General features: G+C 46.0%; 17 protein-coding genes. 14 read left to right on the top strand and 3 right to left on the bottom strand.

The features are described from left to right. Positions 1-173 precede the first annotated feature (173 nt). From OB236_RS03180 to OB236_RS03170, 3 genes are all read left to right on the top strand, one after another. Positions 174-1,535 (top strand): ABC transporter substrate-binding protein, encoded by a 1,362-nt coding sequence (locus OB236_RS03180; protein WP_262682696.1) that lies wholly within the window; start codon positions 174-176, stop codon positions 1,533-1,535. 89 nt (positions 1,536-1,624) lie between these two features. After that, positions 1,625-2,515, top strand: a complete 891-nt coding sequence (locus OB236_RS03175) for a carbohydrate ABC transporter permease (RefSeq protein ID WP_262682695.1) — start codon at positions 1,625-1,627, stop codon at positions 2,513-2,515. A 12-nt stretch (positions 2,516-2,527) separates the two neighbouring features. Continuing rightward, a complete protein-coding gene (locus OB236_RS03170; protein ID WP_262682694.1) occupies positions 2,528-3,352 on the top strand; it encodes a carbohydrate ABC transporter permease in 825 nt (274 codons plus the stop codon). 41 nt (positions 3,353-3,393) lie between these two features. Here OB236_RS03170 and OB236_RS03165 read toward each other — a convergent pair whose 3' ends face one another. The 3 genes from OB236_RS03165 to OB236_RS03155 are packed head-to-tail and all read right to left on the bottom strand — an operon-like array spanning position 3,394 to position 6,669. Next, the gene (locus OB236_RS03165; RefSeq protein WP_262682693.1) at positions 3,394-4,785 is read right to left on the bottom strand and encodes a hypothetical protein; all 1,392 of its coding nucleotides are present in this window, start codon (positions 4,783-4,785) and stop codon (positions 3,394-3,396) included. 42 nt (positions 4,786-4,827) lie between these two features. Then, complete coding sequence (locus OB236_RS03160; RefSeq protein WP_262682692.1) at positions 4,828-5,688, bottom strand: carbohydrate ABC transporter permease; 861 nt, start codon at positions 5,686-5,688, stop codon at positions 4,828-4,830. 18 nt (positions 5,689-5,706) lie between these two features. Next, complete coding sequence (locus OB236_RS03155) at positions 5,707-6,669, bottom strand: ABC transporter permease (RefSeq protein ID WP_262682691.1); 963 nt, start codon at positions 6,667-6,669, stop codon at positions 5,707-5,709. A 214-nt stretch (positions 6,670-6,883) separates the two neighbouring features. Between OB236_RS03155 and OB236_RS03150 the strand changes: the two genes are divergently transcribed. From OB236_RS03150 to OB236_RS03100, 11 genes are all read left to right on the top strand, one after another. Further along, positions 6,884-9,022, top strand: coding sequence for a helix-turn-helix domain-containing protein (locus OB236_RS03150; RefSeq protein WP_262682690.1), 2,139 nt, complete (start codon positions 6,884-6,886; stop codon positions 9,020-9,022). Between the two features lie 177 nt (positions 9,023-9,199). Beyond that, positions 9,200-10,723, top strand: a complete 1,524-nt coding sequence (locus OB236_RS03145) for an extracellular solute-binding protein (RefSeq protein ID WP_262682689.1) — start codon at positions 9,200-9,202, stop codon at positions 10,721-10,723. A gap of 101 nt (positions 10,724-10,824) precedes the next feature. Further along, positions 10,825-12,210, top strand: a complete 1,386-nt coding sequence (locus tag OB236_RS03140) for a hypothetical protein (RefSeq protein ID WP_262682688.1) — start codon at positions 10,825-10,827, stop codon at positions 12,208-12,210. Between the two features lie 203 nt (positions 12,211-12,413). Then, entirely contained in the window at positions 12,414-13,403 is a 990-nt protein-coding gene (locus OB236_RS03135) for a Gfo/Idh/MocA family protein (RefSeq protein ID WP_262682687.1), read from the top strand. Between the two features lie 166 nt (positions 13,404-13,569). Continuing rightward, complete coding sequence (locus tag OB236_RS03130; protein WP_262682686.1) at positions 13,570-15,819, top strand: AraC family transcriptional regulator; 2,250 nt, start codon at positions 13,570-13,572, stop codon at positions 15,817-15,819. 181 nt (positions 15,820-16,000) lie between these two features. Then, on the top strand, positions 16,001-16,975 hold the full coding sequence (locus OB236_RS03125; protein WP_262682685.1) for an ABC transporter permease: 975 nt from the start codon (positions 16,001-16,003) through the stop codon (positions 16,973-16,975). A gap of 13 nt (positions 16,976-16,988) precedes the next feature. After that, a complete protein-coding gene (locus OB236_RS03120; protein WP_262682684.1) occupies positions 16,989-17,861 on the top strand; it encodes a carbohydrate ABC transporter permease in 873 nt (290 codons plus the stop codon). A gap of 32 nt (positions 17,862-17,893) precedes the next feature. Further along, a complete protein-coding gene (locus OB236_RS03115; protein WP_262682682.1) occupies positions 17,894-19,462 on the top strand; it encodes an extracellular solute-binding protein in 1,569 nt (522 codons plus the stop codon). Between the two features lie 324 nt (positions 19,463-19,786). Beyond that, entirely contained in the window at positions 19,787-20,680 is an 894-nt protein-coding gene (locus OB236_RS03110; RefSeq protein ID WP_076229540.1) for an AraC family transcriptional regulator, read from the top strand. A gap of 28 nt (positions 20,681-20,708) precedes the next feature. Next, complete coding sequence (locus OB236_RS03105; protein ID WP_262682680.1) at positions 20,709-22,532, top strand: cache domain-containing sensor histidine kinase; 1,824 nt, start codon at positions 20,709-20,711, stop codon at positions 22,530-22,532. Then, positions 22,529-24,049: a response regulator transcription factor gene (locus tag OB236_RS03100; RefSeq protein ID WP_262682679.1), complete on the top strand. Its 1,521-nt coding sequence runs from the start codon at positions 22,529-22,531 to the stop codon at positions 24,047-24,049. The genes OB236_RS03105 and OB236_RS03100 overlap by 4 nt, the downstream gene beginning before the upstream one ends. Positions 24,050-24,156 lie beyond the last annotated feature (107 nt).

The following is a 24,156-nucleotide window of genomic DNA, read 5'->3' as shown; positions in this document are numbered from 1 at the left end:
TATTGTATATCCCCGAAGCAGTTTTCACAACGTATGCACTCCAACATTCGATAAAATTAAACTTTACCCGTTTTTTCTCTACTGTTTCTTAGCGAACACTTTGCTATGATCCAAGTAACAAACGAACCTTACATGCGAAACATTCAAATTTATTATTCAGGGGGAGCTCACTTATGAAGAAAACGAATCCAATGGTTAAGGCTGCTTTGCTCACAACGGCTGTGGCTATGGTGGGGACATTAGCAGCTTGCGGAGCCAGCACTGATACGAAAACGCCAAGTCCAGCTTCAAGTACACCAAGCCCGGCAGCTGCCGGTGCAAAAAAAGAAATCACACTACGTTTATTTTCCAACCTGCCGGATCGCAAATCCGGACAAGGACTTGCCGAGCAGATGGCTATTGACAGCTATATCAAAGACAATCCCAATATCAAGATTGATGTGGAAGCACTAGCCGAGGAGCCATTCAAAAACAAGCTGAAGGCCTACATGGCATCCAACGAACCGATTGATGTCACCATGGTTCATGGCGGTGCTGAGCTCAGTACGCTCGTTAAAGCCAAATATGTGAAAGAGCTGAATGCCAAGGAGTATGAAGGTGACAAATACAACTTTTTTCCCGGCGTCTACAAATCGTTTGAATTTGACGGGAAAATTTACGGACTTCCGAGAAACAGCGATTACGAAGTGATTTATTATAACAAAAAAATGTTCGCTGATAACGGAATTAAGGTTCCAGCAACCTACAATGAGCTGTTGGACGTGGCCAAAGCGTTCAGGGCCAAAGGCATTACTCCGATGTCGATCAATGGTAAAGATTTATGGAGCTTCGGTTTGCTGTACCAAAATATACTGCAGCGTGTGAGCGGTGATCAAAGCCTGATCCTGGACGCTGTCGATCAAAAGAAAACTTTTGCACAGGATGCCAGCTTTCTAAAGACAGCCCAGCTCATGAGTCAGCTGCGGGACGTCAAGATGTTCCAGGATTCGTTCATGACTGCTGATTACGGCGCTTCACAAAATCTGTTTACACAAGGCAAAGCAGCTATGTGGTTTATGGGCTCATGGGAAGCAGGGATGGCTACCAATGATAAATTGCCGGAAGCGTTCCGCAGTAATCTTGGGGTTGCCAAGTTCCCTGTAGTCGAAGGCGGCAAGGGTAAAGAATCCGATTTGCTGGCCTGGAACGGCGGCGGGTATTCAGTTACAACTTCCTCCAAAAATCCGGATGAAGCCAAAAAGTTTTTTGATTATTTAATGAGTGCGAATCAATGGGCCAAATATGCTTGGGAAACCGGCGCCGCTGTACCTGCACAAAAATACAATTTAACCGGAAAAGAAAGTGAGGTTCAAAAGCAGCTCACTGATATCCTGGTTAAGGCCTCTTCGACTGCTGGAGCTTCATTTATCGATTACGGTTCACCGGCATTTAAAGATGATGTTCAAAATGCATTCGGCAAGTTTTTTGCAGGCACATTTACACCGGAACAACTGACTGCTGAATTGCAGGCATCAGCGGAAAAACAAAAGAAATAAGCAAGGCAATGAGAGATATAGGGATGGGTCGAGGGCAGGGCTGCACTGCCTGTCCTTGACGGATATCCAAGTGGAAGGAGTGAGGTACCATGCAAAAGGTGCTTGGCAACAAGATGGCTATTTTCCTGTTTGTATTTCCAGGTATTTTGTTATTTATGGTTACGTTTCTGGCACCGATTGTGCTTAGTGGGTATTATTCGTTCACCGACACGCTTGGCCCAGGTACGGACGTTAAAATGGTCGGACTGCAAAACTATCAGGAATTGCTGTTTGAGGATTCGCGGTTCTGGAGATCATTAATGAATGCGCTCCTGCTTGGTATTGGCTGTATTGTCCTGCAGCATCCGATCTGTATAGCCTTCGCTATTTTGCTGGATCGAATCGGCGGCAAAGCCGAGAAGGTGTTTCGCACGATCTTTTTCATTCCTTGTGTCATTTCTGTGGTGGTCATCTCCAGAATGTGGTTGAGTATCCTGGACCCTGATTTCGGGATTCTCAATAAAATTCTGGATACGATCGGGCTTGGTTTTTTGCAGCATGCCTGGTTAGGCGATACGAGTACCGCACTTGGTTCTTTGCTGTTTATTTTAATTTGGGCAGGGTTTGGCTGGGGGCTCCTGTTTTATTATGCCGGAATTAAAGGGATTCCCGAGGAATTGTACGAAGCCGCTCATCTGGATGGGGCTTCAGGACTGAAGCTGCATTTGAAAATTACACTTCCGCTGCTTTCGCCGGTAATTGCCGTTCAGGTAACCCTCGCGATAGTTACAGCACTCAAGCAAATGGAAACCGTGTTTCTGACAACGAATGGCGGTCCCGGTGATTCCACACAATTTCTGGCTGTTTACTTGTATAACAAAGCTTTCTCGGCGAGCCAGTATGGCTATGCCAACGCGATATCGATCCTGTTTATTCTCGTTTGTTTAATCGCGACCTATATAAGCAACAAAATGATTCGCAGCGACATAGCTGAATATTAGGCGGTGGCAGATATGAAAAACAAACATAAAACGATACTTTGGATCCTGTTTATACTGGTAGCCTTCGGGCAATTATTCCCGTTAATTTGGCTGTTCAATTATTCGCTGCTGAGCAGCAGCGACTTTTTCTCCTCCAGTATTTTGAAGTGGCCAAGCCAGCCGGAATGGCAAAACTATGTGAACGCATGGGTGGACGGCAAGTTCCCAAAATATTTGTTCAACAGTGTATTGGTATCAACGGTAACGATACTTTTAACCGTATTTTTGTCCTTATCGCTTGCATATGCCTTTACACGGATGCAGTGGAAAATGCGTTCATTCTTTTTTACCGTGATATTGTTAGGCATCATGATACCGATTCACGCCACGCTGCTTCCGAACTTTGCTATTTTCAAAGCTATTGGCTTGACCAATTCGTATCTTGGTTTAATCATTCCTTACACAGCCGTTTCGGTTCCACTCGGAACCTTCATTCTATCCGGTTTCCTGCGTAGTATCCCCTCAGCCATCGAAGAATCGGCTGTTATGGATGGCTGCAGCATTTATCGGATTGTTTTTCAAATCATTATGCCGCTCACGATGCCAGCGTTGGTAACGATAGCCGTAACTACATTTTTAACCTGCTGGAACGAGTTTATTATGGCTGCAACCTTTCTGAGCAAGGATTCTTTAAAGACGCTGCCTTTTTCCGTGATGAATTTTGCAGGCCAGTATTCCTCCGATTACGGCTCACAGTTCGCCGTGATGGTACTGACCTCGATTCCTGCTATAATTATTTATGCGTTGTTTAATGAGCAAATTACGAAGGGTGTTACCGCAGGTGCGGTTAAAGGGTGATACTGCTATCAGTCATAGTCGATTAGTTGTCGATTCGCGTGCTATATTCCGCTCATCAGACACAGGTTATAGCCGACAGCGGTCAATCTTTGGCTGCTGATATAATACGGATGGCTGTAGCGCGCGAGCGCCTGCTCGCTGTCCTTGGCGTTAGCGTCCGCCCAAATCCGGATCATGCCGTCCGGATAAAAGCAGAGCAGCTGCTCGCCCGGCATATCGAGAAAATGCGAGGCCATCGCAACCGACCCGCCAACCTTGCCGTACGAGCGCCCGCTGCGGTCAAGTACTTCCCCGTCCCCGCCGGGAATGCCGCGGACGAGCTCGTGGTACCCGTCGCCGTTCAGGTCGACGGGCACCATCCGGTAGACGCTGAACGGCAGCTCATACGGCTGCCCGCTCGACGCGTCGAAGGTAAATTCATCGCGGTCCTGATGGAAGCGGCCATCGGGACCGCATGTTTTGGTTCCGATGCGGATCGCCATCGCCACATGCTCGCCCTCATCCTTCAGGCGTGCGGTCCAGCCCATATCCATATGGCCATGGTCGACTTCTCCCCACACACGACGTCCCTCCGTATCGTATACAATGACGCGCGGCGAAGCTGAAGGGTCGGTCTCGCGTATCGTATACAAGCCCCACGTTTTTGCTTGGGTATCCCATACCGGTTGTACGATATCGGAATGTCCCTTATAGCTTTCGCGATCGGCACAAAACAATTCGGTTCCGGTATCCAGCTCAATGCATCGCTCCCCCCAAAAAATTTCATCGACACCATCCTGATTGAAATCAACGACAGGACATAAATGGCTGCCTCTGGCACCCAGGTCATCCTTGCCTACCTGAAATTCCCAACGCGGATTCATATCCGAATTCCATCCTTGCAAATACATGTTGCCATAGGTACCTTGTGCCGTAACCAATACTGGCTCGCCATTAACCATACCTCCGGCTATGAAATTACGGTACTGTGTGGACATAGGCTGCTGCGTGTCTCTGTACACCCACGGATACTGCCCGATGGTTTCTCCTGTGCTGCCGTCAATACGTTCCAGGCAGCTGCTTTGCAGACTAAGCTGATGCTGCATATTCAGATTGTTGACGAACCAGATTTCATCCGTACCATCCCCATCCAGATCAAAAGGGAAAACCGGGCAAAACCAGATTCCCGGAATAACGGAAGAACCAAAGTCGCGTTTCCATAAGATCTCACCCTCTGGTGTGAATAGCACCAATTTCAAATTGTCCGTTGGAAAAAAGAACATCTCCGCATAAGGATCAATATCAAAATCCGCGCTGTACACGACGGCGATCGCCTTTTTGCCTTCTTTGATCCGCACGGGAAATGCCCGCAGCATGCCGATGGGGGAGCTGAGTGACAGCTCCAAAACCTGCTTCAATTCAATGTCCTTACGATCCTTCGCTTCCATATTCATACTTCTAACCTCCTATAATATGATGAATTGGTATAACCTGCCTCAGCCTTTAACCGCCCCAACCATGACCCCTTTAACAAAAAATCGCTGAATAAACGGATACACAATCAGAATCGGCAGCGCGGATAAAAAGATAGCGGCTGTCCGCAGTGATAGGGAGGAAACGTGGCTCATTGCAGACATATCTCCTAATAGAGCGGCCATTTCGTTTTGAATAACCATATCTCTTAAAAACAGCTGCATGACCTTCAAGTCGCTGGAGCTTGTATAAATGACCGCATCCATAAAGGAATTCCAGTGATGGACGGCAATAAACAGTCCGATAGTCATAATAGAAGGGAGCGATAAGGGCAAATAGATTTTCAGGAAAATCGTGAAATCGTTAGCTCCGTCAATTTTGGCCGATTCCTCCAGACTGTCCGGGACATTCTCGAAAAAGGTGCGCAGTAAAATCACGTTCCACGTGCTGATTGCAGTCGGGATCACAAGCGCCCATATCGTATCCATCAGACCAGTCGCCTTCACGATCAGGAAGCTGGGCACGATGCCGCCGTTAAACATCATCGTAATGATAATATAGATCATAAACCACTTTCTGCCCGGCAGGTACGTTTTGGAAAGCGCGTACGCAATGGTTAGCTGCAGGCACAGATTGACGGCCAGTCCAAGCACAGTTCGGGTGATCGTCACCAGAAAAGATTGTATAAATTGATTGTTGGAGAGGATTAACGAGTAGGCTTCCAGATTAAAGCCTCTTGGAATCAGCAGCAGCTCGCCCTCCGTTATCAAATCCGAATTGCTGACCGAGGCCAGAATCACATAATAAAAAGGAAAAAAAGTCATGATCGCGAACAGCACCAGAACGGCACCTATCGCTGTGGAAGCAGACCATTTATAAGACATGCATAACGCCCCTTTCTTTTACCATAACGAAACATCGCTGAATTTGCGGGCTAGCCGGTTCGTGCCCCAGATCAGGAAGAAACCGATAGCCGACTGGAATAAGCCTATAGCCGCTGTCGTACTGAACTGGGCGCTCTGCAGCCCAACCCTGTAAATATACGTGCTGAGCACATCTCCGACATCGTACACGGAAGGATTGTAGAGAATATAGATTTGTTCAAAGCCAACCTCAAGCAAATAACCGATTTTCAAAATCATCATAATAATAATCGTGTTGCGGATACCTGGCAGCGTAATGGAAATCAGCTTGTGCCAACGATTCGCCCCGTCAATCGTCGCCGCTTCATACTGCTCGGTGTCAATGGAGCTGAGTGCTGCCAAATAAATGATCGCGCCCCAACCCGATTCCTTCAGTATCGAGGAAGCGATGACAACAGGACGGAAGTATTCGGATTTACTCATAAAAAAAACCGGCTCCATACCCAAATAACGCAGTATGCTGTTGACCAGCCCTTCATTGGGAGCCAATAGCTGGATCACAATACCGCCAAATACGACCCAAGACATAAAATGCGGGAAATAAACGACGGTTTGGATCGTTCTTTTGAACAATACGCTTTTCATTTCGTTCAACAGCAAAGCCAATATAATCGGAACCGGAAAAGCAAATATCAGCTCGTACAAATTGATCAATAACGTATTGCGGACGATCATGAAGAAATCCTGATTGTGCAGCAGAAACTCAAAGTGCTTCAAGCCGACCCAAGGGCTGCCGATAATGCCTTTGGAGAAATTATAGTCCTTGAAGGCAATAATCACCCCGTACATCGGTAAGTAACGATAAATAAAATACCAGATCACTCCCGGGAGCATGAGCAAATACAAATATTTATATTTGCTTATGGCCAGTCGGATAGCTGCAGCTCGACTTCGTTTCAATGATCGGCTAACGACTGCCTGCATTTCTAATGGTGTCGCCATGTAAATTCCCCTTCCTGTTCGATATGGTCTTTATTATAGGGGGGTTATTCCAGCGCTGATATTGTTATTATGCCGGATCATGTACATATTTTTGACTTTTGGCTTGCTATTTTTCCTTCCAAAGAAATAGACCTTATCCCTAAAAAAGGTTGGTGATATACTTAATGATGACGCTTTCAATGATTTGGATGAAGCTTTGGCGGGGGGATGAAGTATGCTGAAAAAATTAATAAACATGAAAAAATGGCTTCTTCTGCTCATGATTCTTGTATTGATTCAGACTTTTGCTTATGAGTTTTATTTGATTAAAGCACAGGTTGAGGCGTCTGAGCGTTCCATTGAATCCTTTCGATCCACGCATGAAAGTCAGGCATCGCTGGCCTTTTTACTGGAAGACCAGATCAGCTCAATTTATTATCGGCTCACTCTCGACCAAACACTGGGAGAGTGGATGCAGCAGCGGGAGCCTACCATATCCAATATGTATTTACTGGGTCTTCTTCAGGACAATTCCTTGAAGATTATCAGCAGCAATCCGCTTGTCGTCTCTGTATATATTTATGGAAAAACAACGGATACGGTTTTATCGACCAACCATGAGTTCACCAAGCTCGACCAATTTCCCGATAAGGAAATTTTTACAGAATTCAATGAGAAAAACGGTCATTGGGTTGGCAAACGGTTGGAAAAGGCCGGTTATGGCAATGCCAAAAGCATTATTTCCTTTATAGGTGCAATCGGTAACAATGGACTCGTGGCGATCAATATCGACGAACGTAAGCTTCTGAGTCAATCTGCAGATTTGTACGGGACCCTGCTCGTTGGTAAGGAACGGAACATCCTTACGTTTCAAGATGGCAAGGAAGTCAAGATCCCGGAGCTGCCTGTAGAACGATTGCCCCAAAAGCCGACTTTACTGGATCAGCCATTTTCACTTGAAGGGTACAAGGTATTTCAGACCGGTCATGCGAGTGGGGAGTGGGAGATGATTTCCATCGCTACACCTATCGAGTCCTCGCCTGCATGGCAGTATCGTAAGATCATGATCGTGGTGTTAAGTCTGTTTCTCATTGTGCTCGCAGCTCTTATCTATAGATATGCCAAGAAGTCGTATTTTCAGCCGATAGAGCGGCTTGAGCATAATTATAGTAGGAATCTCGATGACTTGAAGCATAATTTGGTGCTGAATGTACTGACGGGCAAGCTCAAGGAAGCGGATATTCGCGAGAAAATGACGGAAATGGGCGTACAGTTCCCTTCCGACCGGATCATGGTCATTGTGTTTCAGATCGATGATTTTTATGATTATCTATTAAATATGAAGCAGGATGACCGTTTTTTTATGGATAAAACGATATACAATGCGATCAAGTGGACCTTCATGACCGCTTACGCCTCTTATGCGGTGAAGGCGGAGCTGGAGAAAATCGCGATTCTGCTCTCGATTCCCAGCGATATGGATGAAGCCGGCATGCTGCACAAGGTGGAAGGCACCATCCGTTATTTGCAAAATGAGATCAGGGATAACTGCAATCTGACGATTTGCGCAGGTATTAGCCGTTTGCAGGAAAGCTTGAAGGATGCGCATACCGGTTATTATCAGGCCCTGCAGGCTGTTGGCTTCAAGACCATCTATGGTAAGCACAGCATTATACGATACCAGGACATTTCAGCCAAACATTCCGATGAGCATGTGTATCTCGTTACCGATATTAACAAAATGTGCAATCTGATTAAAGAAGACCGGCTTGATGAGTTCGAAAGCTTGTTCCGGCGGATGCAAAATGGAATGCTGAATGAAGAGAAATTTTCGCTCGACCGCTTGAATGCATTATTTTCCAATGTCCTGTATGGGATTGTGAAGTTGACGCTCGAACAGCGGTTTGATTTTGCAGACATCGTGAAAGAGGATATTTTTATGAAAATATACAGCTATGAATTTCTCCAGGATAAAACCGAATATGTGATTCATGTAGCCCGTACAGTATCGGCAGCCATTCAGGCGCGTAAAAATTCAAATAATAAAACGGTTCAGCTCATCCTTGATTATATTCACGATCATTACGATCAATCGATTTCGCTGACGACCATTTCCGACTCCCTCGGAATTAATTCGTCCTACATCAGCACGCTAATCAAGCAGGAGGTGGGTCAAGGGTTCGTCGATTATATGAATCAGCTGCGAATCAATAAAGCGCAGAATCTGCTGCAGGACCCGAATCTGACGATCAAGCACATTTCGGAAATTTGCGGTTATGAAACGGTACACTCCTTTATCCGCAATTTCAAGAAGGTACATCTGCTCACCCCAAGTGAATACCGCAATAAATCGCTATCCAAAAGGAATGTATAAAAAAATAAACATCTCGTTTTGCAACTATTTTACACAAGTTGAAATAATGTAAATTGCCAAGCGAGGTTCAATGATTTAACAATGGAATTACCGACCGATATCACCGATTGCCATTTAAAAGGGGGAGCAGCTTCAGTCGGCGGAGACGATATCTATCTATAAAAGGAGGAAGTCCGGATGAGAAGGGTTGCCTGGAACAGAACAGCTTTACCAGCATTATTGGCTGCAGCGTTAGCAGCTATGGTCGGCTGCAGCAGCACAGGGTCAGGGGGAAATACGGCAGCGGCACCAAAGGATGCGGGACCGTATAAATTTAAAGTGATGTTTGACTACAACGTCGATCCCAAAGGAATGTCGCTCTCGGATAACGAGTACATCAAGTTTCTGAAGGAGAAGACAGGGGTGGAGGTAGTGCTGGATTCACCAGGTACGGCCGGCTACGTAGATAAGCTGAATGTACTTATGGCATCGGGCAGCTACCCGGATGCGTTTGCTGTAGGCGATCGCGATCTGGTGATGAAATATGCCAAAGACGATTTGTTGGCTGATCTGTCTCCTTATATTAATGATACGGCCAAGTACCCGAATCTGAAGAAGGTTATGCCCCCTGATGCATGGCTGCCGGTTACCGAAAAGGGCAAAGTGTTCGCCATTCCTTATAGCAGGCCCGACGGCTTGAGTCAGGTTGTGTATATCAATAAAGAATGGCTGGATAAGCTGAAGCTTCCGATACCCAAAACCATTGATGATTTTTACAACGTGATGAAGGCGTTTACAACCGGTGATCCTGACGGTAACGGGAAGAACGATACGTTCGGCTTATTAACGAATAATACTGTCGATAACGGAGCCCGTGCGTTCAAAGCTGCCTTTAATGCGGAGGCTTACTCCATTCGTGATGGGAAAGTAACGCCATCGGAAATCACGCCGGAGTACAAAGAATTTTTAAGATTTATGAACAAGCTGGTCAATGAAAAAATTCTTGACCCGGAATTTCCGACCATCACGACACCCATTTTCCAGCAAAAGTTTAAAACGCTCAAGTATGGCATCATCTCTGGTTTCTGGCACTATCCGTCCGGTCTGGAAATTCCGAAGGAGGTCATGAGCAAATATATTGCGGTTCCCGCACCGCTGCAGCTTGACGGTAAAGCCTCGAGCTTCGTATATCCGAGCTTGAACCGGCATTATGTGGCGATTCCCAAAACGACCAAAAATATCGATCAATTGATGAAATTTATGGATTGGGCGGTATCACCGGAAGGTATGAAATATTCGTTCATCGGTGTTCCCGATTTCAACTACAAGGAAGCTGGCGGCAAGATCGAGCTGACTGCCAATCAATTAGCCCCGATCCATTGGGCATTCTCGCTGGTCCGTACCGGACAGCTGACGGAGGATGTGAAGAAATACATCGGTGTCGTGTATCCGAAGGAAGCGGTAGATAATCTGGAGATGGCAACGAAGATAGGTAAAGCAGATGTGCTGCGCGCTGCGCTTCCTTTTTACCCCGAGCTGACCGGCTTTAATCTGGCTAAAATCAGCAGTGAATATACGACCAAAGCGATTCTCGGCAATGCTGATGTGGATAAAACGTGGGATGATTATGTCAGCCGTTATAAATCCGCAGGCGGGGACAAGGCTATCGAATTTTGGACGAACTGGTACAACACCGAAGGTAAAAATGTGGTCAAACCCTGATTAGCATGAATGCTTACGAAGTCAGTTTTTTCAAAAAAACTTTAAAGTAAATGCTTACGAAGTCAGTTTTTTTTCAAAAAACTTTTAGGAGGCAACAAAACATGGCAAATTCTACAGTTCAGGTTAAATTGGAAAAGATACTGGAGCTATCGCTCGGGCAAAATTTGGGGCAGCTTCGCGCTATACCTGTACAGCTGGGTGGCGGACAAAAGGCATTTCTGGCGATTTATGCAGCGGACTTTGATGTAGACCCGTCCGTGAACATGTTTTTCTATCCGACGGATAACCTCAAGATGACGCTGTTTACCGAATCAGGAGAAGTCCTCTGGAAGCGTGAATTTGGCAGAGGGTTGGTTCCTGGCATCTGGTTTTGTCCGGTATATGCGTTCGATTTGAACGGAGACGGTGCGGATGAAATCTGGTTTGTTAACAATACAAATGAACAGCATCCGTTTTCACTGCCATTTTACCAGTTGGAGCAGCTGGATGCGGCGACCGGGGAGACGGTAGGCCATTGGCCATGGCCTCATGAAGGCGGTAAGGTAGAACCGCTGAGCTGCACATTCCGTAATTTTATTGTCGGCGGTTACGTCCATGGGGAGCCCGTTCTTGTAACGGCTCAGGGAACGTATATGGATATGCGGCTGCAGGGCTGGAAGGCTGATATGACGAATCGTTGGGAAACCCTTATCAAGAGGGAGGACCCAGGTGCTCGCGGCAGCCATGTCACCCCTGTGATTGATCTCAATGGAGATGGAATTGATGAGCTGATGTGGGGAGAGCGCTGCATTGAGCTTAATACGGGCAAGGAGCTGTTCTGCGCAGATCGTGACGTCTATGAGGGGCATTCAGATGTCGTTCAGCCTATATTGGACAGCAGCAGCCAAACCTGGTCGTTGTTCACCGTTCGCGAATCCGATCCCGCAGCAACACCACGAGTTGTCATGTTTGATGATCAGGGAAATCGCAAGTGGGGGGATGTCGAACAGGGGCATATGGACATTGGCTGGGCGGCTAGATTGAAGGATGATCGCAGTCATGTGACGATGGCGATTCGGATTGGTGCCAAAACGTGCGGACCGGACGGACGATTCCATCAAGATATGGATGAATTCACCTATGATGCGGGGACCGGCAAGCCCTACGAGCTGCCGTTCAGTGTGTACCGTACGATGCCGGTGGACTTGAATGGCGATGGCTTTCACGAGCTTGTTCGTGGGATGCCGGGTGGAGACGGGGAGGTCATCGACCGTCATGGTGTCTCCCTCGGCAGCGTTGGCGGCACAGTTGCCATGGCGACCAAATTTCTGGATATGCCGGGCGAGCAGATCCTTGCGTTCAGTGCTGACGGTACGATCAGCATCTGGGCTGACCGGAACGCCGAGGATACACCAGAGGCGATAGCTCGCTATAATCATCCTTACTACAAAGCTTGCCAGAAGCTGTACGCTGTCGGTTACAATTTGTACATTATTAGCGGCTTGTGAGTGAAGACATAAGCAAGCAGACGGTCTGCTGAATTTAGGTCGGCAACCCCTTATGAGAGAGAACATACTAGCGGTACTCGGCAGCCCTACCCGGTTTTCTAACGGGTGCAGGGCTGTTTGTTTTCCTATTTATTTGATGAATACGTTTTTTTATGAGAAGATTGAAATGAATAAATTTGAGAACGTAAGGAGTGAACGTACTGATGTCAACGCCAACGATTAAATGGGGCATTGCCGGTCCGGGCAATATATCCAGACAATTTGTTAAGGATTTGGCTTTTGCTAAAGGGGCAGAGGTGGTTGCCGTTGCGGGAAGGAGTCTGGAGAAGGCAGAGAGCTTTGCCAAGGAATTCAATATCCCGCAAGCTTATGGAAGTCTGGAGCAGCTGGCTGAGGACTCGCAGGTGGATATCGTCTACGTGGGTACGCTGCATCCCGCACATAAGGACAATACACTTACATTTCTACGAGCCGGAAAAGCGGTACTGTGCGAAAAGCCTTTTACTATGAATGCGGCGGAAGCCGAGGAAATGATCACTTATGCCAAGGAAAATCGTGTTTTCCTGATGGAAGCTATGTGGACACGCCATTTGCCTGCGATTCACAAGGTAAGACAATGGTTGGAAGAAGGGAAAATCGGTGAGGTTAGACTGGTTAAAGCAGATTTTGGTTTTAATATCGGCTGGAAGCCGGAAAGCCGTTTACTGAATCACGCATTAGGTGGTGGAACGCTGCTGGATGCCGGTATTTATCCTATTTCCTTTATATCGATGGTGTATGGTTCTCAGCCTGTTAACATCATGAGCAGTGCGAGAATGGGAGAAACCGGGGTAGACGAGCAGTTTTCACTGTTATTCGAATATGAGGGAAAGCGAACGGCATCACTGAATGGATCCGTTCAGCTGGCTATGGTCAATGATGCTTACATATTCGGGACTAAAGGCCATATTCATGTCCCATTATTTCTAGCGGCCCGCTCAGCCACGCTGAAGGTGACGGGTGAAGAACCGGTAACCTACGAGGATGATCGCAAGGCACACGGATTTGTATTTGAGGCAGAGGAGGCCATGGCCTGCCTGCGCGAAGGGCGGACCGAAAGCAAGATTATGCCTCTGGATGAGACACTCGCTATCATGACTACTATAGATACGATCAGAAAACAGTGGAATTTAACCTATCCTGCTGATAAATAATTGGTGAACGGCCAATAACCTGCTCAGGGATGAGCAGGTTATTTTTTGATCCATAGCCTTACAAACATGAAGGATTAATTGTAGGAATTAAGTGGAGATGGTAAAATAGGGGAATATTTACGTGCATGTGTCTCAATGTTCAAATAAGTACAGGGGGCTGAATGTGATGAAGATGAATTTGTATTATCGTATGCTGCTGTCTTACACGCCTATTTTCTTTGTGGTCATTTCGATCCTGATTTTTTCTTTCTTCGCTGTATTGAACAATTCGGTCCAGAAGCAGATCGTGATGACGAACGAAGCGATAACAACGAAGGTTGTTCAGGCTATCGACGCGAATCTCAAATCGGCGGAACGCACGGTGATCAAAGAAATCGTCGCCAACCAGACGATGAAAGATTTTTTTTCAACCTCGGAATCTAAAGTGCTGTATGACTATTTTCGCATCTCACAAAAAATGGACGAACTCTCGTCCATCCTCCCCTTTTCCAATTCCATTTATGTGTACAATGCCAATTCCGGCAAGGTTTTATCAAGAAGTGGGCTATCAAACCTGGATCAGTTTGGTGACCGGGATTTTCTGCTTTCGGCCTATAATTCGGCTGTGAATCCCAATACCTGGAGTGATCCCCGAATGTATAATGAGTTTGTTCATGAATCCATAGGTGAAGAACGCGTCGTATCACTGATCAAATATTATCCCTATATTGGTGAAAAGCAGGGTGCTATTGTCGTTAATATCCATGTACAGGCTTTGAACGGATTCATTAAAGATTTGGTCCGATCAGATACCGGCCCGATCGAGCTGTTGACCTCGAAGCTGGAGCCGTTTAACCTCAAACGAACTCTTCAGGACCCAAATGCCGCTCATGAAGGAACCAACCAGCTGTTTACAAAATCGGAGTACACGGGTTGGGGGTACGTATCGGCACAAAGTGACAAACGTTTTTCACTGTTATCCTTGCTAAATGATTTTTGGATCGTTGTCGGGTTCATAGCAATCCTATCGGGACTTGTAGGGCTAACCTATATTACACACCGCAATTATAAACCGATTCAAGCCATTGCAGGTCGCATCCAGAACTATTCCAAACGTAAAAGCGGAGAGCTGGTCAAGCGCTTAGAGAAGGATGAATTAAAATATATCGAGTACGCTATTGACGATTTATTGGAAAGGGCTGGTCAATACGAGCAGCTGCATAAGGATGATCTGCTCATTCGCAAAAGACAGGTACTCTTTGATTGGCTGGAGGGCCACAAGGTATGGTCTGACAAGTCGTGGAAGCAGGAGATGGAGAATCTCCAGCTGCCTACCCAGTTCCATCGACTCACAGCTGTCATTGTGGAGATTGACCGGTTTTCACAGTTTACCAAGACCTATAATACCAGAGACCAATATTTGCTTAAATTTGTGCTTAGCAATGTACTTCAGGAAATTGCCCACAATGATCAATTATTTGTTTGGAATGAATGGTTTGAACCACAACAGATGGCGGTTGTCCTGTACCTCAACAGTGATCAGGAGCAGAATCAGGGTGCGGTATGTGAAGTGATGAAAAAAGTGCAGGCGTGGACCTTAAGCAACCTGGGCTTTACGGTTTCTGTAGGGATCGGCTCTGAGATTCAGTATCCGGGTGAGATCACCGAGTCTTATTCGGTGGCTAAGGAACACGTATCGTATAAGCCGGTATTTGGCTTAGGTGCGATGATAGGGAGCTGGGACCTGCAATCCAAGGCAGAAGGCCGTATTATCCCGCATTTGCAATTAGCCCGGACCATAGCGAAGTCTTTTCGGATGAGTGACGGACAATGGCAGTTCCATTTAGCCCAATTGTATCAGGAGTTGAAAAAAGGGCGATTTTCACAAACAGACATGGAAACCATTACGAATTATATGATGTATCATTTGCATAAAGAATTGCTGGAGATGGCGGATGAAGTGAACCATCTGCTTCACAATGAATATGATTCGGAATTTGAAGCGATAGCCAATGGGTCGGAAACCCTGGATGAATGGCGAGACCGGTTGGGAACGCTGCTCTCCGTGTTGGAAAATAAAATATGCTCTCTGCGGTCGGTCAAAAATAATTATGTGCTCATTGGGCGGGTGAAAGAGTATATTGAGCTTCATTATGCCGATCCGAATTTGTCCTTGAACCAGATTAGTGATCGTTTCGGGATGAATCCACGTTACTTGAGTAAGCTGTTCAAGGAAGAATTCGGTGAAAAATTTATTGATTATATGCTTAGAAAACGGTTGGAGGTAGCTCAACAGCTCCTGTTGAATACGTCACTGCCCGTACAGGATATCGCAGAGCAGGTTGGTTACGTCCATGTAATTTCGTTTCACAGAGCCTTCAAGAATATGTTCGGATTACCTCCGGGGGATTATCGGAAACGTGCCGAGGGGCGATAAACTCCATTCCTGTCTGGGGCGAAGGCTAATATTGTTCGGAATTGTTAAGTGAACACAAAAGGTTAAGTGAGTAATTGGAAGCGTTTTCTAACAAATCGTTAAGCGGCGATTCATGTAAATTGATCCTCTCCCGCTGCTGCTTTAAAGTTTACCTTACATTACACAGAAAAGGAGGTAGCCTATGCCGGGCAAGAAATCTGCAGCAGGAGGTACCGTCGTTAGCTCGGAATCTTTACCGCAAGCATCAGTAAAGCTGAAGAGAAGGTTTTCCATTGGCCAGGATTGGCAGCTGTATGCCTTGCTGTTCGTGCCAATGCTGTATTTTTTGGTATTCAAATATATACCGATGTACGGCGTAACAATTGCATTTAAGGAATTTAATATGTTTCAGGGCGTCTGGAGCAGCCCGTGGGCGGGGTTGGATACCTTTCGTGAAATTTTTCTGATGAGGGATTTCTATAAGGTGCTGCGCAACACGCTTCTGCTCAACCTGCTGGATCTGATTGTTTCATTCCCAGCTCCCATTGTATTGGCGTTATTGTTAAATGAAATTCAAATCAAATGGTTTAAAAAAGGCTCGCAAACGATTTTGTATTTGCCGCATTTCATTTCCTGGGTCATTATAGGCGGGATGGTTTACCAGCTGTTATCTACCAATACAGGATTGGTCAATCATTTATTGAAAGCGTCGGGACTCGGTGTTATTCCGTTCCTGACAGACCCGATATACTGGATCATTACTTATGTAGGCTCAGGGGTTTGGCAAAATGCGGGATGGGGCACGATCATTTATTTGGCCGCACTGACCGGTATTAACAAGGAGTTGTATGAAGCGGCAGAAGTGGACGGGGCTGGACGACTGCGGAAAATATGGAATATTACGCTGCCTGGCATCAAGCCAACGATTATGATTCTGCTTATCATTAACATTGGCCATATGGCGAGTATCGGATTTGAGCGGCCATATGTGCTGGCAAATCCCTTAGTTAATGATGTATCCGATGTTATCAGTACCTATGTGTACAAGGTAGGTGTTCAATCTGCCCGCTTCTCCATCGCAACGGCTATCGGTTTGTTTCAGGCTGTGGTCGGTTTAATTTTCCTGCTCTCATCCAACTATATTTCCAAAAAAGTGACCGACCAAGGCATATGGTAAAGGGGGAAGCTGAGTGACAACCAGCGTGAATGATAAAATTATTAATGCGTGCATCATTACCGTAGTAACCTTTGCATCTTTCCTGTGCCTTGTGCCGATTCTGCATTTGGTTTCCATTTCGCTTAGCTCCAATGCGGCTATATTATCGAATCAAGTCACGTTGTTTCCGGTAGAATGGAGCACTTTGGCCTATCAGACCGTGCTCAAGGACGTGAAGATGTTTAAATCACTGTTGTTTACGATCCTGCTGGTCGTCCTGTTTACTTCGATTTGTATGGTAATGACGATTTGCGCCGCATATCCACTTACGAAGAAAAGGCTGAAGGGCAGAGATTTTTTTCTGTTGATGATTTTGTTTACGATGTTTTTTAGCGGAGGGCTGATTCCCGAGTATTTGCTTGTTAAATCGCTAAAGCTGACCAATACGATCTGGGCGTTGGTGCTCCCTGGGATGGTCAACGCTTTTTATTTAATTATTTTGAAGTCCTTTTTTTCCTCTATTCCCGAGGAGCTTGAAGAGTCGGCCCGCATGGATGGAAGCTCTCATTTTGGAACTCTGATTCGGGTCGTGCTTCCACTGTCGATGCCTGTTCTTGCGACGCTCAGCTTATTTTATGCCGTAGGCAGATGGAACGCATTTATGGATGCGCTGTTCTATATTACGAATCAGGATCTGTATCCGATCCAGCTTAAACTTTATCAACTCGTGATCAGCAATCAGATGAGCGACTCGATGGCCACAGAGGGGATGAGCGCAACGGCTCCTATTCCCGAAAGCCTAAAGGCGGCGAGTATTATGTTTGCAACCGTTCCTATCTTGTTGGTTTATCCGTGGCTGCAGCGCTATTTTATTTCCGGAATGATGATTGGTGCGGTAAAAGGTTGAGGGTAAATAATCCGAATGGAGAGTGGACTGCGATGAAACTGAAAAAGAAATCCGCATATCGGGTACTGGGTAGTACGCTCGCAATCACGCTGCTGGGTGGGACGCTTGCTGCCTGCTCGGGCGGGGAAAGCGCAAGTGGCGGAGCGACGGACAATGGCAAGAAGGGTGCTCCTGTTACATTAAAAATTGAGCTGTTCGACCGCGGCAATACGCCTCCAGGTGCTCCACCGCTCACAGAAAGCTACTTTGTCAAATATATGCAGGAAAAGTTTGGCGATCCCAACAATATCAAGCTGGAGTTCGTAACGGTTCCACGGACAGAGGAAGTACCGAAGCTTAACGTGTTAATGTCGGCCAATGAAGCGCCCGATATGATATTTACCTACAGCGACCCTGCCGTTCAGAACTGGGTGAAGCAGGGTGGGTTAACCGAGCTTGGGGAATTGCTGAATCAATACGGACCTACTTTGAAAAAATATCTCGGAGATCAATTGCTCAGCTACGGGAATTTTAGTGGCAAGCAGTATACGATTCCGGCAAAAAGAATTATTTTGGCATCCCAGACGCCGAATATCAGAAAGGATTGGCTTGATAAGCTTGGCATGCAGCCGCCTAAGACAACGGATGAGTTCTATGCAGTTTTGAAAGCGTTTAAAGAAAAAGATCCCGGCGGCACGGGAGGCAAGGTGATTCCTTACGGAATTAAGTATAACAACAATATTGATCCATTGGTGAGATCATTCTGGAAGAAGATGACCGAGGAGGAGTACAGTTCCCTGCCTGATCTGGTTAAGCCGGGTAATAAGGACGGGTACAAATTCCTGAACAAGCTGTACAATGAAGGATTAATCAGCCCGGACTTTGCTCTGGATAAGGATGGAAAGAAGTTCCAAGCGGATCTGGTTAATGGTCTTATCGGCTTTTCGATTACGAATACGAATGAACCGGTTTATTTTGCCTACTACTCCACACTGCAAAAGAATGTGCCAACAGCGACCCTGATGGCGGTGGATCCGTTTACCAACTTTGAGGGCAAGCATGTCAAATCGATCTATCATCCATTGTCCGCCCATATCGCGATTCCCAAGTCTAGCAAAAGAGCTGTTGAGGTTATCAAGTTCTTAAACTGGATGTCCGATTATAAAGTAATCTTTGATCTGCAAAATGGCACGGAGGGTGTCACCTATAAGAAGGGCGACGATGGGATTCCAGTAATAATTGACTCGGATGAAGCCAAGAAGGTGCTTTACAATTATCTCGATTATAGTATGCTGATCAACGGCAAGGATATGGGAGACCCCGAGAAAACCTTAAAGGCTAATGCTGCAGATCCGAAGTATAAGGATTTTACGATGAGCAGCATCAAGGTAGGCGAGCAGGATGGTCAGCTGCCTGCGCGGTTTAACCGACCTATTGAGGCGCAAATCAAATACAATCAGACACTGGGCGATAAAGCGATCGAAATTTATGTGAAAACCGTTACCGCCAAGCCAGCCGATTTTGACAAGCTCTACGATGATATGGTCGCGGAATACATGAAAACCGGCGGCAATGAAGTGCTGGAGGAGCAGAAGAAGGCGTTCCAGGAGATGAAAAAGTAATCGTGTACGGTACAAGCAAGCGATTGACCCCCAAATTAACTGTATACCGAATAAGCTTATGGGAATCCATAGGCTTATTTATAATATCAGAATGTATAAGTTATCAGCAGAGCTTCGATCAGAAGCTTTTCTTATTTGAGTTCAGCAAAATGTACAAATACGCTATAATAATGTCTATATTGACCATGATGGAAGTTTATTCCTGCCGTATTATAAAGGTAAATGCAAGCATAAGATGAATCAAACGTCCAGCCCTCCGCAACCGATATTGAAAGCCACCTTACAGAAGGAGTTATCTATGATTTGCTCAGGGAGGTTATTTGAATGGAGAGACAGCTGCACAGCAGCCAGTTTATTAAAGAGCAATCTTTTCCCTTTTGGATCAAAAGGTTTTATCACGATCACGAGCATGTTCCGTTATTGCACGGTCACGATTTTGTTGAACTCGTATACGTGATCCGCGGCGAAGGCCAGCATGTGTTCGAGGGCCATTATTATGAAATTCGCACTGGCGACGTATTTATTATTAATCCGGGTGAGGTCCATACGTACAGCATTCAGCCGGGCAAGGAGCTTGAAATTATCAATTGCCTGTTTCTGTCCGATCTGATTCAGGGCAATTGGCTGCTCGATCTCGGGATTTCGCAGTCCATGGATTATTTTTATGTGCATCCTTTTATGGACAAAAGAGAACGTTTTCACCGCTGCCTGAACATGTCGGGACCGGATGGGGCTCGCGCCTTAAGTCTGCTGGAAACGATGATAGGCGAATTTGACAACCGGCAATCCGGCTCTGAAACCTTAATTCGACTGCAAATGGTGGAGCTGCTTATTATGCTTTCACGCTCTTACCAGCAGGCACAAGGGCAATGCGGCAAAGAACCGGTACGCAACCAATCCAAGCATATGCTGATCCGCCGAATATATGGTTATTTGGAGCGGAATTATGATAAAAAAGTATCGATACCCGTTTTGTGCGAGCTGTTTACGATCAGCTCCAGACAATTGAACCGGATTTTTAAACAATCGATGGGCATGACCGTCGTGGATATGCTTCATCAAATTCGTATTGAGCGAGCCAAACATCTGCTGAAGGAAACGGACGAGAAGGTCATTACCGTGGCGGGAAGAGTCGGCTATGAGGACCCGGCTTTTTTTAGCAGGCTGTTTCATCGTCGGGTTGGCTGCTCCCCAGGCAAATATCGGGAATCCTCCTGAAACCTGTGAATGGAAAGGAGGGTTTCCTGTGTGGCGATGGAATGACCGGATGCTCAAAACCAAGATGTTTATTTCCTTTTCAATTGTTGCCTTGGTCATCGTCGGCATTACCTGCGGTATTTTTTATTACAAAAATACGAGCGATATCAAGAGCCAAACCTTTTCCTTGTCCAAGATCATAGCGAAGCAATTTTCTGAAATGCTGGATTTATATATGCAAAATATTGAAGAGCTAACCCTTTCCATTTCAATCGATCCTGCTATTCAAAGCAATCTGTTTGATTTTTATAAAGCATCCAATCCTATTGAAAAGGAAACGATAGGCTACAGATTGAACCCGATATTATTTAATTTCTCCTATCCCAAATCCTACGTACAGAGCATCTCCATTTACACCTTGGACGGACATTTGTATCACTACACGAAGTATGTGAAACCGGAACCGGTAGTTACCTTATCGAGCGAACAATTGCACAATTATGCGGAGGTGCTGGGCAGCAAGCCGTTTATTTTGGTGCCGGCTCCTGAGGAGCAAAAGCGTGGAGATAATCCGGAAACCGTCGTTTCCTTTATTCGCAAAATCACGAAAATCCCTACCCAAACGATCATGGGATTCGTGGATATCAAAATCAATCTGAACGCATTCAAGATGGTGCTGACCAACACCGAAGAGAAAGAAAATGACAGCACGATGCACGTATTGATCGTCAATGACGAAGGTGAAGTTGTTTTTGAAAATGGAAGTCGTCTCATGGGAAATTCCCAGGCACGCTTTGACACCACGATATTCAGTAAGCCCCTCCCTGAAGGCGAATTACGCTGGAATGACAAGATTTATCTGTATACTTTTGAAAAATCGAGTTATACGGGATGGTCGACCATCATTCTCATCCCCAAGGACGTTATTATCTTAAAGCAAAAGCGCATTCAGGATATCGTTATCATTATCGGACTCATCAGTATGCTGCTGATCGCTACCGTCTCCTATATTTTGTCCCATCAAATTACCCTACCGCTCAGCAACATGGCGCGCAAAATGTCCCGGGTCGAAATCGGCGATTTGAGTCAGAGAATGGATTATGTGGGAGCCAATGAAATCGGAAAGCTAAGCCGGATGTACAATCATATGCTTGACAGTATCTCCCGCTTGATCCGTGAAGTGTACGAATTAAAGCTGGCAGAGAAAAATGCTCAACTATCGGCGCTGCACGCTCAAATTAATCCACATTTTTTATACAACACCCTCAATATTATGAAGTCGATCAGCCGTTTGCGGGGAATTGAGGAGGTAGCGGAGATCTCGGAATCACTAGCCGGGTTATTTCAGTACAGTATGAAAAATCTCCATCGACCCGTGGCACTGGCTGAAGAAATCGAGCACATCAACAATTATATCAAAATTCAGCAGCATCGATTTGGCAGCCGTCTGGAGCTGCAATGTGATATTTCGGGAGCTGTACTCCAGGCTTCTATTCTTAAGCTGACGATTCAACCGCTTATCGAGAATGCTGTAAATCATGGTCTTCGTAAGGTAAAGACGGGTGGATCTATTCGTATACAGGCAGTCTGCCATGAGTCCGTTCTGACGATAAAGGTGACCGATAACGGAGCTGGAATGAACGAAGCACAGAGGATTCAGATAGACAACACCCTGGATAGCTCAAGCTCACTCCATCAATTTCAGGATATCCACCATGGGATCGGACTCTTGAATATTCACCAACGGGTTCAGCTTTTTTACGGAAAACCGTATGGATTGCAGGTAAGCAGCAAGTCGGGTGTTGGCACTACAGTAACCCTGATAATTCCGTTCAGTCGGGTCCAACCTGTGAAGGGAGAAATCGCGCAATGAATATTTTTGTAGTAGAGGACGAGCATTGGGCATTGGCTGAGATGGTAGAGCTGTTCAAAAGCTACGAGCCTGATCATCATATTTATGCTTTTGAAAATGGCGATGATGTGCTGACAGCTCTGGACACCGTTCGGCCGCATTTGGTGCTGACAGATATTAATATGCCGGGTATTGACGGTTTGGAGCTGATTGAGAAGCTGAATCAATTGGACCCGAGCATCATGAGTATGATAGTCAGCGTCCACGACGAATTCGAATATGCTCGTGTCGGGATGAGGTTCGGTGTTATTGATTATCTCCTGAAGCCGGTAAAAAGGGATATCCTGTATAAGGCTGTGGATCAAGCGATTGTACATATCGAGAAGGAGATCAAGCGGAGAGAGGAATGGTTAAACGGATCCATTACGCAAATGCTGCTTGCCGAGGAAATTCCCGAGTATGATATTTTGCAGTCGATGAATGGTCGTGCCTATTGCATGGTGCTGCTCGTATTGGATAAGGGTTCGGTGGTAAAAAGCTGGAAGGATACGGCTATAAGCTGGAATGAGCTGAGACAGCAGCTCGTCGGTAAATATACCCCTGAGAGTGAATATTACTGTGTTGATCTGGATTGCCGACATAGGATCGTTCTAATCCCGTTACCTCATGTCAGGCAAATGAGCGATATCCAAGAGAAGTTATCCTTTTTATATGAACAATTACGTACGCTTCCATCTCCAGTCCATATGGGGTTTTCTGTTAAATCGGAGAGAAGCAGCCTTTATCAGGTATGCTTGGAGCTGCAGCAGCGGCTGGATAAGCAGATGACCTTTGGCATGTCCACATGGCTGCCGCCGGAATTGAAAAGGCAGGATGCCGAGCTCGGTACGGTATGGGAAAAGGTTAGAGTCATGGAGCTTCATTATAAAAAGGGCGATATGTTAAAAGGAAGTGCAGTTTTACAGCTTATTATGGAGGAACTGCGCTTGAAGCAGGTGACCCGACGTCAGCTTCAATTGTTTATTCATGATCTTCTGTATTCTCTGAAATATAATGTGCTTGCCTCCAAAGTGGGGATGGTGAGTGTTCATGATCTGCAAGAGGACGTTCGGCTGCTGAATCAATTGGCAAGCTACACAGAGCTCTTCAATTGGTTAAATGAAAGTATTGTCAGTATTTATTGTGAACAGGAAATCAAGGACTTCAATCCGAAGGGGCTTGTACCTGTCCTGCTTCAGCTCATCCACAACCATTTTCAGGGAAGCATTTCCTTACAGCAGTTTGCAGCCGAGCATCATGTCAGTCTGGGTTATTTATCACGAATTTTTAAAAGCCAGACCGGGCATACGTTCTCGGAATACATAACGAATTATCGGATAGGCAAAGCCAAGGAGTTGCTGACAAGCGGAGTCGAGCGGCTGCAGGAAATCAGCAGTCTGGTCGGTTACGAGGATCCTAGGCATTTTAGCGCGCTGTTCAAAAAAAAAGTAGGTGAAACTCCGATTACCTATGCGAAGCGACATGCAGGCAAGAAATAAAAAAAGGAAAAATCCCCCCCATAAAAGAGTGCAAATCGTAGGTATGCTGCAAAAGGCATCGAACGTACAATGAAATCAAGGCCAAGGGAGACGCTTCGATTACGAAG

The sequence above is a fragment of the Paenibacillus baimaensis genome (assembly GCF_025567575.1).
Note: the sequence above shows the minus strand (reverse complement) of the source record. Positions and strands in the feature narration are given on the sequence as shown.